Here is a 12043-nt window from a genome sequence, read left to right as displayed (position 1 = left end):
TCACCGCGCAGCCTACCATCGATGTTCCACGCCGTGCGCTCGGCGGCGGTTGACCGGCAACGGAGTAGAAGTCCTCTACCCCCTTCGCCGGACGCGCTCGTTCGTGGTGCTGCTTAGCGTGAAGAGCAGCCCCGTTGTTTGCATGCTGACCCGTGGGCCGCCCGCTGGATCCCGCCGAGTGCGGAGGAGGAAGCGCGTGAATGATGAGAACACCGCCGGTGCGCGGGCCGGCGCCCGTCCCGGCGCTGAGCCGGCCTGGACCGTGGAAGACGCGCGTCGCGTCGATTTCGCCCGCATCGAGCCGGGCTGGTCGGTGGCCAGCGCCGACGGCGAAGAGTTGGGCCCGGTACAGGGCAAGGGTCGCGACTACCTGGTCGTGCCCTACGGCCGCGAGCAGGAGCGCAGGCTGTTCGTGCCTCGGGAGTACATCGAGACGATCGGCGAGCGCCGCGTGATCCTGAATCAGCCGGCGCAGCTGCTCATGGACATGAAGCTCGATGCGCCGCCTGCCGGGTTCCCCGAGGAGCACGAGCGGGTCAGCGGCATGCCGCACGAGCCGTTGCGCATGGAAACCGGTGTCGTGCCCGAAGTCGATCCGCTCGCCGGGGGCGCGGCGCAACGAGGGGCGCCGTTGCGCCGCCCACCGGAGCGGGCGCGCTCCAAGGCATTCGCCCGCACCGATCGCGCCGCCGCCGTCGCGCCAACGCCGAACGACAGCTTCGCCAGCGGGCGACTCACCGCGGCCGATGCGGCGGTTCAGCTGGCGCAGTCTCGACGTGACCTGCGCGGCGGGGCGGTTCGCGTGGAGCCGACGCTCGACGGCAGAAGCATCTCGAGTGCCGAGGGCGCCGACGCCGCTGCCCCGCGGCCGCCTGCCGCGACACACATGGAGCGGGCGGCCGGCGGGCGGGGATCGAGCCAACGGCCTACGCTTGTCAATGCGGAGATCCGCGCCGAGTCGTCGTTCGAGGAGCGCTCGGGCTACCGTGTGCTGAGCAGCAGCGCCCAGTTCGACCGGGTGGGCGGGCCGACGCATCAGCCCGGCGTGAAGGATCCACGCAGCCTGGAGCCGCTGCGCACGCAGTTCGGCAAGATGGGCACACCCGGCGAGGGCCAGGAGCGTAACGTCAGCGACCTGGACCTGACGCGCAACAAACGGCCGGACGGTGACCCGTTTGGCTCGCAGGCGCAGACGGTCGGCCGCCCGCTGGCCCCCGGCGAGCCGCAGGCGGCGCAGCGCAGTCTGCCCGGTCCTGCCGGCTCGAGCCGCGCCCGCACCGGCGTGAAGGACGTGCCGCCGGGTTCGGTGGCGCGGCCCCGGCCCGATCGCTAGCCCGGCGCCCGTGCAGGCGTGCACACTGAGCGCAAGACTCGGCGCCGCTGCCGGCGCCGGTTTGCGGGGGTGTGCGCGTGTCGGCAAACGGCGTCGTGATTGTCGGCGCAGGCAGCAGCGCGCGCATGGGCGGCGCCGACAAGCTCTTCGCGTTGCTGGCCGGGCAGCCGTTGCTGCTCCACTCGTTGGACGCCGCGCAGCGGTGCGAGATGGTCCAGCAGATCGTGCTCGTGGTCGCGACGCAGCGGCTTGAAGAGACGCGCTGCCTGCTCGCAGCGCAGCCGATGGGCAAGCTGCGCGCGATCGTGCCGGGCGGTGCGCGGCGCCAGGATTCGGTCATGGCCGGGCTCGCCGCGCTGGCCGGCGTCGAGTACGTCGCGATTCACGACGCCGCGCGGCCGCTGGTCACGCCGGCGCTGTTCGGCGCGGGTTTCGCGGCCGTGGCGGCCACGGGCGCGGCGATCGCCGCTGTGCCGGTAGTGGATACGCTTAAGCGTGCCGCGCCAGATGGCTCGGTGGAAGCGACCGTGTCGCGCGAGGGCCTCTGGGCGGTGCAGACGCCGCAGGTCTTTCGCTACGAGTTGCTGCTGGCGGCGCACCGCGGGAGCGAAGGCGATGTAACGGACGACGCGATGCTGCTCGAAGCGCTCGGCCAGCCGGTGCGCATCTTTCCCGGATCGGTGCGCAACGTCAAGGTGACCACTCCGGATGACCTGGCACTCGCCGCGGCGCTGCTGGCGCGGCAGACAGATTGAAGCCCAGCGCGGACTCGGCACGCTGGCGCCCGCATGGGCGGCCGGCATACGATAGACGGGTGATGCGCGTCGGCATCGGCTACGACACGCACCGGCTCGTGGCCGGCCGCCGGCTGGTGCTCGGCGGTGTGGAGCTGGAGGCGGAGCGCGGGCTGGAGGGCCATTCAGACGCCGACGTGCTGCTGCACGCGTTGATCGACGCGCTGCTCGGGGCAGCCGGGCTGGGCGACATCGGCGGGCACTTTCCGCCCGGCGATCCGCGCTGGCAGGACGCCGACAGCGCCGAGTTGCTGCGCTTCGTCGCCGATGAGCTGGCGCAGGCGGGTTGGAGCGTGGCGAATATCGATGCGAACGTGCTCGCCGAGCGCCCGCGGCTGGCGCCGCAGATCGCGGCAATGCGCGAACGCATCGCTCGCACGCTGGGCGTGCCGCTCGGGCGGGTGAGCGTCAAGGCGAAGACGAACGAAGGGCTGGGCCCGGTGGGCGAAGGCCTGGTGATCAGCGCCCAGGCCGTCGCGCTGATCGAGCGAGCCTGAGGCCGAGTGAAGATGGAATTGCAAGGACGCGCCGTCGCGGTGAAACAGTTCGTTGGCTCCTGCATCTGTTGCGCGGGGCGGCCCGCAGTGTAGCGCGCCGTCCCGAAGCCGGCCTTCATCTCACTGCCCCACCGCCCATTGCCCCACTGCCGTCGCAGGAGCCTGCCATGTCGTTCCTCAAGACGGTGCGCCGCGATCTTCGCGTCGCGCTCGAGCGCGATCCCGCGGCCCGCCATCCACTCGAAGTTGCGCTCGCCTATCCCGGCTTCCACGCCCGGCAGCTGCACCGCGTGGCGCACACACTGCAGTGCCGCGGCGTTCCCGTGCTGCCGCGCGTGATCTCGCATGCCTCGCGCATGCTCACCGGCATCGAAATTCACCCCGGCGCCCGCATCGGCAACGGGCTGTTCATCGACCACGGCATGGGCGTCGTGATCGGCGAGACGGCCGAGATCGGCGACGACTGCCACCTCTACCAGGGCGTGACGCTCGGCGGCACAAGCACGCACCGCACCAAGCGGCATCCCACGCTCGGCAACCGCGTGACCGTTGGCGCCAACGCCTCGGTGATCGGCGCGGTGACGATCGGCGACAACGTGCGCATCGGCGCCGGCTCCGTCGTCGTCACCAACGTGCCCGCGAATGCCACCGTGGTCGGCGTGCCCGGCCACATCGTCGCCTTCCACAATCCCGGCAACGACACGATCGAGCGTTTGCCGGACCCGGAATGGGACCGCATCAGCCAGCTCGAACAGCGAATCGCGGCGCTCGAGACGCGCCTCAAGGCCGTTGAGGCCGAGCGGCGGGCGGCGGTGAGCGCGAGCTGCAGCGCCTGATCGCGCCGCCCCGATTCCGTTCCCCCTCTCGTTCATGAACGAAAGCGGCCCCGATCGCCCTGCGCATCGCGGCGCCGACTGTGAGGATAGTCCATGCGTCTCACCGATACGCTGTCCGGCCGCAAGCAAGTGTTCGCGCCGATGGGCGACGAGGTGCTGATGTACGTCTGCGGCGTCACACCCTACGCCCCAAGCCACATCGGCCACGCGATGAGCTACATCGTCTTCGACGTGTTGCGCCGCTGCTTGGAGTTCAGCGGCTACCGCGTGCGCCACGTGCAGAACTTCACCGACATCGACGACAAGCTGATCCAGCGCGCGGCGGTCTCCGGCGCGAGTGTAAAGGAGCTGGCGGAGCGCCACATCGCCGACTACTTCCGCGAAATGGATGCGCTCAACGTGGCCCGCGCCACCGTCTATCCGCGCGCCACTGAAGAGGTGCCGCAGATTATCGAGATGGTGCAGGGGCTGATCGATAAGGGCTTCGCCTACCGGTCGGGCGGCGATGTCTTCTACCGCGTGCGCAAGAAGGCGGGCTACGGCGCGCTAAAACACCAGAGTATCGACGAGCTGGTTGCCGGCGCCCGCATCGAGATCGACGAAACGAAGGAGTTCGCCGGCGACTTCGCGCTGTGGAAGGGCGCCAAGCCGGGCGAGCCCGCCTGGGAGAGTCCATGGGGGCCGGGCCGGCCCGGCTGGCACATCGAATGCTCGGCGATGTCGCTGCGCTATCTCGGGCCCAAGATCGACATTCACGGCGGCGGCGAGGACCTGATCTTTCCCCACCACACCAACGAGATCGCGCAGACCGAGGCCTTCACCGGCGAGGAGCCGTTCGTGCGCTTCTGGGTGCACAACGCCCATCTGCGGCTCGACGACGAGAAGATGAGCAAGTCGCTGGGCAATATTCTCAGCATCCGCGACGCGCTCGATCGCTGGGGCGCGGACGCGATGCGCGTGTTCGTGCTCACCTCCCACTACCGCAGCCCGCTCAACGCCAGCGACGAAGCGCTGGACGCGGCGAAGCGCGGGGCGGAGCGGTTGGCGGGCGCGGCGCACGCCGTCGGCAGCGGCGGCGGCGAACGCGCCGTGGACGCGGCGCCGTTCCGCGCCCGCTTCATCGAGGGTATGAACGACGACTTGAACACACCGCAGGCGTTGGCCGCGCTATACGAGCTGGCGCGCGAGATCAACCGCGGCCGCGACGAGGGCGCGGACATCGCCGCGGCGCAGGCCACGCTGCGCGAGCTGGGTGGCGTGCTCGGCCTGACCTTCGTCCCAGGCGAAGGGACAAAGCGCGAGGCGGCGCCGTTTATTGATTTGTTGGTGGAGGTGCGGCGCGAGCTGCGCAGCGCGAAGCAGTGGGCGCTGGCCGACCAGATTCGCGATCGCCTGGCTGGGCTGGGCGTGGCGCTGGAGGATTCGGCGCAGGGCACGAGCTGGCGGTCGCTCTGAAACCTTTTCGCAGCAAAATTTCGCGCAATTGACGCAAAACCCGCACTTCCGAGCCGGCTGTATCAAAAGTACCGATAGCGGCCCGGCCGGCTGATCGCGGCCCGCCGCGGTGGTAGAGTGTTAAGACTCAGATATGTGCAGCGAAGCAGTCCCGCACGCGCAGGAGCACGAGCAGAGCAGCACGGCCGGGCAGCGTCCGTACGTCTCCGTCGTGATCCCCGCGTACAATGAAGAACTCTGGCTAGAGCGGTGCGTTTCCGCCCTGCAGCGGCAGCAAACCGAAGTTCCCTTCGAGATCATCGTCGTTGACAATAATTCCTCAGACGGCACCGCCGAACTGGCGCGCCGGCTGGGCGTGCGCTACGTGTTCGAGCCGCGGCAAGGACTCACCTTCGCCCGCCAGGCCGGCGAAGAGGCAGCACTGGGTGAGATTGTCGCGCACACCGACGCCGACTCCGTGGCGCCGTCCGACTGGATCGAGCGCATCGCCCGGGAGTTCCGCTGCAGGCCCGAAACGGCGGTCGTCTCCGGGCCGATGTGCTTCCCGAAGGCGCCGCTGGCGATGCAGGTCGTGGCGCCGCTGCAGAACTTCTTCGTCTGGTTGTGGTGGCTGCTGACCCGGCGGCTGGCGGTGCTCAATGGCTGCAACTTCGCCGTGCGCGCCGTGCTGCTCGTACAGGCCGGCGGCTTTGCCGTGAATCTGCCGGTAACGGGCGACAGCCGCGTGCTGGCCATCCTCAAGCCGTATGGCCGAGCACGCCGGCTCGGCGTGAAGATGAGGACATCCGGCCGGCGCTTTCACGGCCAGGGCACGCTGCGCGCGCTGACCTTCTACGCGAGGCAGCAACTGATCGCGGCACTCGGCAGGGAGAGGTTTATGTCGGCTCCGGACATCCGCATGCCCGACGGCTGGGCGGTGGAGCTGCGGCGCCGGCGTCGCGCGGCGCTGGCGCTGCTGCCGGCCGTGCCGGTGCTGGCGCTGGCGGGCTGCGGCGCCTATATGGCGATCAGCCCCAGCTCACAGGTCTACGGCAAGATCGTGGTGCACGGCCCTGACTCCGAGAAGACCGTGGCACTGACCTTCGACGACGGCCCCAACGAGCCGTTTACCTCGGAGATCCTGGCCGTCCTCGACCGCGAGGGCGTGAAGGCGACCTTCTTCGCGGTAGGCGTCAACGTTGCGACCTATCCCGATGCGGCACGGCGGATCGTGAGCGACGGCAACGTGATCGCCAACCACTCCTGGGATCACTCGCGCCTCGCCACGGCGGTGGATTTCCGCTATTCGCAGCTGCAGCAGGCGCAGGACGAGATTCAGAGCGTCACCGGCGTGACGCCGCGGTTCTTCCGCCCGCCGGCGGGCATTCACACGCCGTGGCAGCTCAAGAAGGTGAACAGCTCGGGCATGATCACGGTGAACTGGGACGCCGAGGGCTTCGACTGGGTGAAGCCGAACTCGCCTGAGCGTATCGAACAGAAGGTGCTGTCGAGCGTGCGGCCCGGCTCGATCGTCCTGCTGCACGACGGTGATGAGACGCACCACGGCGCCGATCGCAGCCAGACCGTGGCGGCGCTGCCGGTGATTATCGAGACGCTGCGAGCCGAGGGCTACCGCTTCGTGACCCTGCCCGAGATGCTCGACCAGCCCGCCTACCAGGTTAAATAGGGCACGCGGGGGCGAAGCCCTTGCCGCCTAACCCCTCTTTGCGTCGATATCGCCGCGCCGCGGCGATCTGAAGCAAGCCGCGTCTGCATGGAAAGTCTCCGACGGTTGCGCTGCGGCCTGGCCCGGCACGGGGCGGATGCGGACGAGAACGCTCGGTAGCTTTCAGACAACCCTTCGTCATGTCATATGTCACATGAAGAAAAGGGACAGCCGACTCCGAGCGAGGCAGGGATAGGCGCGGCCTACTTGTCCGCCCGCAGCAGCAGCACCGGGATGGTGGCCTCTTCCAGCAGGCTCTCAGGCACGCTGCCGAGGAAGAGCCGCCCCAACGTGGAGCGGCCCTGCGTCGTCATCGTCACCAGGTCGATCTGCTGCCCTGCGATCACGCGCGCCAGCGTGTCAACCGCTTCGCCTTCCATGATCACCTGCTCGACCTTGAGCCCCTCGCGCTGCAGGCGCTCGGCCATGCCGGCGAAGTAGCGCGTCGTTGAATCTTCTTCGGCCTCGACCACCTCCTCCGCCACCTCGGCCGTTACCGGGGAGGCGGCGACCGGGTCGGCGGCAGCCGTTTGCGAGAGCACCTTGACGCGCGAGGTGACCGCGTGCAAAAGCACGACCGTCGCCTCAAAGCGGCGTGCGAGTTCGATCGTGTGGGGGAGGATACGTTCTGCCAGCTCCGTGCCGTCGAGTGGCAGGAGGATGCGCCGGTACATGGGCGGCCTCCACCGTCTCCGCGGCAGCGGTGAGCCGCGGGGCGTGCGGGGTGATTACAGACGTAGCCGGGGTTCTCGCCGCGGCTGTGCGGCCGTCGCGGTAAAGATGACACTCGGCCCAGCCTGCCAGCCAGCGTCCAATCAGGGCGGTGCCAACGCCGGCGACCGCGTCGCTGAAGTAATGGTTGCCCGTGATCACCACCGCGAAGGTCATCAGCACGGGCAGCGCCAGGCCGAGCCAGGCGAGGCGGCGCGCGCCGGCGAACTGCCAGACGGTCAGCCCCATCAGCAGCACCCAGCCCACGTGCATGCTGGGAATCGCCGCGTAGGGGTTGAAGAAGACTTTCGGCTCGACCGTGTCGTAGACGCCGGAGGCTTTCGCGGCGGTATCCACGAAGCCGTAGCCGGGCACCAGCCGCGGCGGCGCCAGCGGCACGATCTGAAAGACGATCAGCGCGATCGCCCCGGAGATCAGCACCGCGTTGCGCGTAACGCGGAAGTGCGGGCGGTGCCGCCAGTACAGCCAGACGGCCAGCAGGATGATCAGTGGCAGATGCGCCCACATGTAGATCGCGTTGAAGATCTGCATCAGCGCGTCGTTGTCGATGATCAGCGACTGCAACTGGCGCTCGCGGAAGATGCCCAGCGCCTGCTCGAAGTCGATTACGTGGCGGGCGTTGGCCAGCGCCAGCGCATGGCGCGCCTGCTCGGCGCCGGCCCACTGCACCGCACCTACGCTGAGCGAATAGACGATGTAGCCGCCGGCCGCGACCACGAGCTGCCAGAGCGCGTCGAAGTACCAGGGCCGAGAGAGTGCAGCGGCACGGGGCCGTGCCAGCGTGTTCGAACTCACCGCCTCAGTGTCTCATGCCCGCGGGCACGCGGCATAGCCCCGCCATACCGTACGTGCTGGCTCCCGCGCGTATTGCCGGTGGTCTGCCACGCTCCTAACCCGGCCTCGGTGCGCTCGTCGGACGCGTTCGGGCCAGGCGGTCGCTGCCGGCGCGCCGGTGGACCGCCATCACGCACTCGTCCTCGATATAACTGAGGCCGGCGGCTTCGGCGATGCGACGGGCCTCGCTCGAGACGATGCCTTGCTGCAGCCAGATCGCCTGCGCGCCGGCCGCCACCGCGGCGCGGGCGACCTCGGCGCAGTACTGCGGCCGGCGAAAGACGTTGACGAACGCCACCTGCTCCGGCACCGAGGCGAGGTCCGGATAGCAGCGTTCACCCAGCACCTCGTGCTCCTCCGGGTTGACCGGGATGATGCGGTAGCCCTGCGCCTGCATGTAGGCGCTGACGTAGTGCGACGGCTTCTCGGGCAGCGAGGATGCGCCGACGACGACGATCGTGCGGTAGCGAGTCAAGATCTCAAGCTCAGCGCTCACCGTTTCCTCCTCCGCCGCGGCTCGCCCGCACGGTATCACCCCGCCGGTTGCGTGCGCATCGCCCGCCACGGCGGCACGGCGCCGCTCGCTCGCTCTACAATGCAAGGAGATGCGCGGAGGCGCGGGCGATGACGATGGAAACGGTTGGCGGCGGCACACCCGCCGCGACGGCAGCGGCGAATTCGCGGCGGGAGCCGAAGCCGCCCTGGTTGAAGGTGCGCTTTCCCGGCGGCCCGAACTACCTGCGGCTCAAACAGCTCATGCAGGCGCAGCGGCTGCACACCGTCTGCGAGGAGGCGCACTGCCCCAATGTGGGCGAGTGCTGGGAGGCGGGCACGGCGACCTTCATGATCCTGGGCGACGTCTGCACCCGCGCCTGCGGCTACTGCGCGGTGACCAGCGGCCGGCCCGGGCCGCTCGACCTGGAGGAGCCGTTCCGCGTCGCCCAGGCGGTGCGGCAGATGGGTTTGACCCATGCCGTAATCACGTCGGTCGACCGCGACGACCAGGCGGACGGCGGCGCGGGTCTGTTCGCGGAGACGATTCGCTGGATTCGCCGGCTGGCGCCGCAAACCACGGTCGAAGTGCTGATCCCAGACTTCGGCGGCAACTGGGAGGCGCTCGCCACGGTGATGGCGGCGCAGCCGGAGATCCTCAACCACAACGTCGAAACGGTGCCGAGGCTCTACCGCCGCGCCCGCTCGAAGGGTTCATATCCGCGCTGCCTGGAGCTGCTGCGCCGGGCGAAGGATCTGGACCCCGGCACGATCAGCAAGACGGGGATGATGGTTGGCCTGGGCGAGACGTGGCCGGAGATCAGCGCGGTGATGCAGGACCTGCGCGGCGTCGGCTGCGAGGTGCTGACGATCGGCCAATACCTGCGGCCATCGGAGAAGCACCTGCCGCTGGCGCGCTACTATCCGCCGGAAGAGTTCGACGAGCTGCGAGCGGAGGCGCTGGCCCTGGGCTTCAGCCACGTCGAATCCGGACCGCTGGTGCGCAGCTCATACCACGCCGAGCGGCAGGTGATGGGCAATCTACGGCGGCGGCAGACGCTGCCGGATGCGGAGATTATCCCGCTGATGGCCGTGCAGAGCGGCGGCGGCCAGCGGTGAAGATGGTGACCGTCGTCGTGCAGGAGGAGGACAGCGCCGGCCTGTTGGAGGCGTTGATGGCCTCCGGCTTTCACGCCACGAAGATCGCCTCCACCGGCGGCTTCCTGCACCGCGGCAACGTGACAATGCTGATCGGCGCCGAGGACGCCGACCTGCCCGCCATGCTGGAGATCGTGCGCGAGCGCTGCCACGCCCGCGAGACCGGCGGCGTGCAGATCGGCGGCGCCGTGCTGTTCGTACAACAGATAGAGCAATACCACCGCTTGTAGCCCCTCTTCACCGCCGGCGCGCTTGACGCGCCGGCCGCGGCAGCCGAGAGTAATCACCTCCGGCGCCGGGCGTTGCAACCGCTACGGTTCGTCGCTGCAGGTCGCCCGCCGGAGCTTCGAGACGTAAAGCAACACACCAGGGCCGTATCGGCCCGGCGGAGCATAGAGATGACGGATTCAGAGAGCGCAGGGAGGCCGGCGCCGGACGGGGTCGCCGGCGCGCAAGAACAAGCGCCGCATGAGGCGACGAATCACGCAGCGATGGCGCCGAATGGACACGTGCTCGCCGACAGCAACGGCGCCGGCTCCGGCAGCGCCCCCGGCCAGCGCGAAATCGCGATTGAGGAGCTGTCCGACCGCGATGAGGCCTGGCTGGAGCGGGTGCAGGCCGAGTTCGTCGCGGGCTTCCGCGCCATGCACGAGGCGACGCCGGCGGTCACGGTCTACGGCTCGGCCCGCGTGAAGGAGGGCTCCACGGTCTACGAGGACTCGCGGCGCATCGGCGCGGCCCTGGCCCGCGCGGGCTTCACCGTGATCACCGGCGGCGGACCGGGTGTCATGGAAGCGGCCAACCGCGGCGCGGTCGAGGCGGGCGGCCGCTCGATCGGCATGCAGATCACCCTGCGCAACATGGAGCCGCCGAACCGCTGGACGACAGAGTCCGTAACCTTCAAGTACTTCTTCGTACGCAAAGTGATGCTGGTGAAGTACGCCACGGCCTTCGTGCTGATGCCCGGCGGCATGGGCACGCTCGACGAGCTGTTCGAGACGCTGAACCTGCTGCAGACGGGCAAGATCCACCGCTTTCCGGTCATCCTCTTCGGCTCGGACTACTGGGCCGGCCTGCTGGATTGGATGAAGCGGCGGCTGCTGGCCGAGGGCTACATCGGCGGCAAGGACCTGGACATCTTCCTGATCGAGGACGATCCGCAGGCGGTTGTGGAGCACATCACTCGCTGGCACCGCACACACAGCGTGGCGGACCTGGACCGGCACCCGGAGCGCCGCCCCCGCCGCGCACTGGACTGAAGCAGCCGGCCGCATCCCCGGTTTATCTCTTGCCCCGGTAACAGGGAAAGGGAGGTGCGGACGCGGGATAGTTGGCGCTGCGGGCTAGGGGATCGGCCGGGTGCGCAGGCGCCAGAGGCCGCGCAGATCCTCGGCGATAGTTGGGCCAAGGCGCACGCGCGTGTCCGGGTCTTCGACCCAGCGCACCGGCAGGTCCTTGATCCGGTAGCCCTTCTTCTCGGCCAACACCAGCAGCTCGGTGTCGAAGAACCACTCGTTGTTCTGCACCAGTGGCACCAGCACGTCCGCCGCCCGCCGCGAAAGCGCCTTAAAGCCGCACTGTGCGTCGCTGAAGCGCGTCCACAGCACGCCCTTGATCAGGAGGTTATAGGCGCGGCTGATCGCCTCGCGCTTGAAGGAGCGTGACGTGCGGCTGCCGCGCGCCAGGCGGCTGCCGGTGGCCACGTCGTAGCCCTCCTCGGCAATCGCGCGGATGAGGGTGGGATAGGCGGCAAGCTCGGTCGAGAGATCTACATCCATGTAGCTGACAACGTCGGCGGAACTCTCCAGCCACGCCGCCCGCAGGGCACGGCCGCGGCCCTTTTGCTCGAGGTGCAGGCAGGCGACGCGCGGAACCTCGGCGCTGAGCCGCCGGGCCACGGAGAGCGTGCCGTCGGTTGAGGCGTTGTCGGCGACCAGGATGCGCCAGTCGTAGGGCAGGTGCTCGCCGAGGAAGGCGTGCAACGCCTGCACGCTCTGCTCAAGCACATGCTCCTCGTTGTACACGGGGATCACCGCATCGACCGTCGTCACGGGCACCTCCGCGCTCGCACGCACGCTCCACACAGCGTACCGAAGGGGCCGGAGCGAGGGAAGTAGCGGCCGCTGCCCCTTCGCTTGACACAGATTTTCGGCCGGTGCTACTGTCGCCTTGCGCTGCGTTGGAGGCATGCCACCTCCGCCGCTGCG

Annotated in this window: 12 protein-coding genes and 1 pseudogene; 9 read left to right on the top strand and 4 right to left on the bottom strand. The window is 69.1% G+C overall.

Annotation, left to right across the window (positions count from 1 at the left end):
• Nucleotides 1-196: 196 nt before the first annotated feature.
• From VKV26_17395 to VKV26_17370, 6 genes are all read left to right on the top strand, one after another.
• Nucleotides 197-1333, top strand: coding sequence for a hypothetical protein (locus VKV26_17395; protein ID HLZ71680.1), 1137 nt, complete (start codon nucleotides 197-199; stop codon nucleotides 1331-1333).
• Between the two features lie 77 nt (nucleotides 1334-1410).
• Nucleotides 1411-2088 (top strand): 2-C-methyl-D-erythritol 4-phosphate cytidylyltransferase, encoded by a 678-nt coding sequence (gene ispD, locus VKV26_17390; protein ID HLZ71679.1) that lies wholly within the window; start codon nucleotides 1411-1413, stop codon nucleotides 2086-2088.
• Nucleotides 2089-2150: 62 nt separating this feature from the next.
• A complete protein-coding gene (gene ispF / locus VKV26_17385; protein ID HLZ71678.1) occupies nucleotides 2151-2624 on the top strand; it encodes a 2-C-methyl-D-erythritol 2,4-cyclodiphosphate synthase in 474 nt (157 codons plus the stop codon).
• A gap of 167 nt (nucleotides 2625-2791) precedes the next feature.
• Nucleotides 2792-3460, top strand: a complete 669-nt coding sequence (gene cysE / locus VKV26_17380; protein HLZ71677.1) for a serine O-acetyltransferase — start codon at nucleotides 2792-2794, stop codon at nucleotides 3458-3460.
• 93 nt (nucleotides 3461-3553) lie between these two features.
• Nucleotides 3554-4915: a cysteine--tRNA ligase gene (gene cysS, locus VKV26_17375; protein ID HLZ71676.1), complete on the top strand. Its 1362-nt coding sequence runs from the start codon at nucleotides 3554-3556 to the stop codon at nucleotides 4913-4915.
• A gap of 133 nt (nucleotides 4916-5048) precedes the next feature.
• On the top strand, nucleotides 5049-6581 hold the full coding sequence (locus VKV26_17370; protein ID HLZ71675.1) for a polysaccharide deacetylase family protein: 1533 nt from the start codon (nucleotides 5049-5051) through the stop codon (nucleotides 6579-6581).
• Between the two features lie 242 nt (nucleotides 6582-6823).
• On the opposite strand, the gene VKV26_17365 is transcribed toward VKV26_17370, so the two are convergent.
• From VKV26_17365 to VKV26_17355, 3 genes are all read right to left on the bottom strand, one after another.
• Nucleotides 6824-7294 carry a universal stress protein gene (locus VKV26_17365; protein HLZ71674.1) on the bottom strand — a complete coding sequence of 157 codons (471 nt, stop codon included), beginning with the start codon at nucleotides 7292-7294 and terminating at the stop codon, nucleotides 6824-6826.
• Nucleotides 7206-8147, bottom strand: coding sequence for a phosphatase PAP2 family protein (locus VKV26_17360; GenBank protein HLZ71673.1), 942 nt, complete (start codon nucleotides 8145-8147; stop codon nucleotides 7206-7208). The genes VKV26_17365 and VKV26_17360 overlap by 89 nt, the downstream gene beginning before the upstream one ends.
• 94 nt (nucleotides 8148-8241) lie before the next feature.
• The gene (locus VKV26_17355) at nucleotides 8242-8682 is read right to left on the bottom strand and encodes a CoA-binding protein (protein HLZ71672.1); all 441 of its coding nucleotides are present in this window, start codon (nucleotides 8680-8682) and stop codon (nucleotides 8242-8244) included.
• 134 nt (nucleotides 8683-8816) lie between these two features.
• On the opposite strand from VKV26_17355, the gene lipA reads away from it, so the two are divergent.
• The 3 genes from lipA (at nucleotide 8817) to VKV26_17340 (ending at nucleotide 11095) form a co-directional block, all read left to right on the top strand.
• Entirely contained in the window at nucleotides 8817-9797 is a 981-nt protein-coding gene (lipA, locus tag VKV26_17350) for a lipoyl synthase (protein ID HLZ71671.1), read from the top strand.
• Nucleotides 9798-9799: 2 nt separating this feature from the next.
• Nucleotides 9800-10066 (top strand): cyclic-di-AMP receptor, encoded by a 267-nt coding sequence (locus VKV26_17345; protein ID HLZ71670.1) that lies wholly within the window; start codon nucleotides 9800-9802, stop codon nucleotides 10064-10066.
• 261 nt (nucleotides 10067-10327) lie between these two features.
• On the top strand, nucleotides 10328-11095 hold the full coding sequence (locus VKV26_17340) for a TIGR00730 family Rossman fold protein (protein ID HLZ71669.1): 768 nt from the start codon (nucleotides 10328-10330) through the stop codon (nucleotides 11093-11095).
• A 105-nt stretch (nucleotides 11096-11200) separates the two neighbouring features.
• Here the strand turns inward: VKV26_17340 and VKV26_17335 are convergent.
• A pseudogene (locus tag VKV26_17335) lies at nucleotides 11201-11920 on the bottom strand (dolichyl-phosphate beta-glucosyltransferase).
• Between the last annotated feature and the right edge of the window lie 123 nt (nucleotides 11921-12043).

This window comes from Dehalococcoidia bacterium, from assembly GCA_035310145.1.
Lineage (GTDB): Bacteria > Chloroflexota > Dehalococcoidia > CAUJGQ01 > CAUJGQ01 > CALFMN01.
The sequence above is the reverse complement of the archived record's forward strand: the minus strand, read 5'-3'. Positions and strand labels throughout refer to the sequence as shown.

Excerpts from the sequence above, each read along its gene's own strand:
- VKV26_17370 (HLZ71675.1), top strand. The coding sequence starts at position 5,049 with ATGTGCAGCGAAGCAGTCCCGCACGCGCAGGAGCACGAGCAGAGCAGC.
- VKV26_17340 (HLZ71669.1), top strand. The coding sequence starts at position 10,328 with ATGGCGCCGAATGGACACGTGCTCGCCGACAGCAACGGCGCCGGCTCC.
- ispF (HLZ71678.1), top strand. The coding sequence starts at position 2,151 with ATGCGCGTCGGCATCGGCTACGACACGCACCGGCTCGTGGCCGGCCGC.
- cysS (HLZ71676.1), top strand. The coding sequence starts at position 3,554 with ATGCGTCTCACCGATACGCTGTCCGGCCGCAAGCAAGTGTTCGCGCCG.
- VKV26_17365 (HLZ71674.1), bottom strand. The coding sequence starts at position 7,294 with ATGTACCGGCGCATCCTCCTGCCACTCGACGGCACGGAGCTGGCAGAA.
- cysE (HLZ71677.1), top strand. The coding sequence starts at position 2,792 with ATGTCGTTCCTCAAGACGGTGCGCCGCGATCTTCGCGTCGCGCTCGAG.
- VKV26_17345 (HLZ71670.1), top strand. The coding sequence starts at position 9,800 with ATGGTGACCGTCGTCGTGCAGGAGGAGGACAGCGCCGGCCTGTTGGAG.
- lipA (HLZ71671.1), top strand. The coding sequence starts at position 8,817 with ATGGAAACGGTTGGCGGCGGCACACCCGCCGCGACGGCAGCGGCGAAT.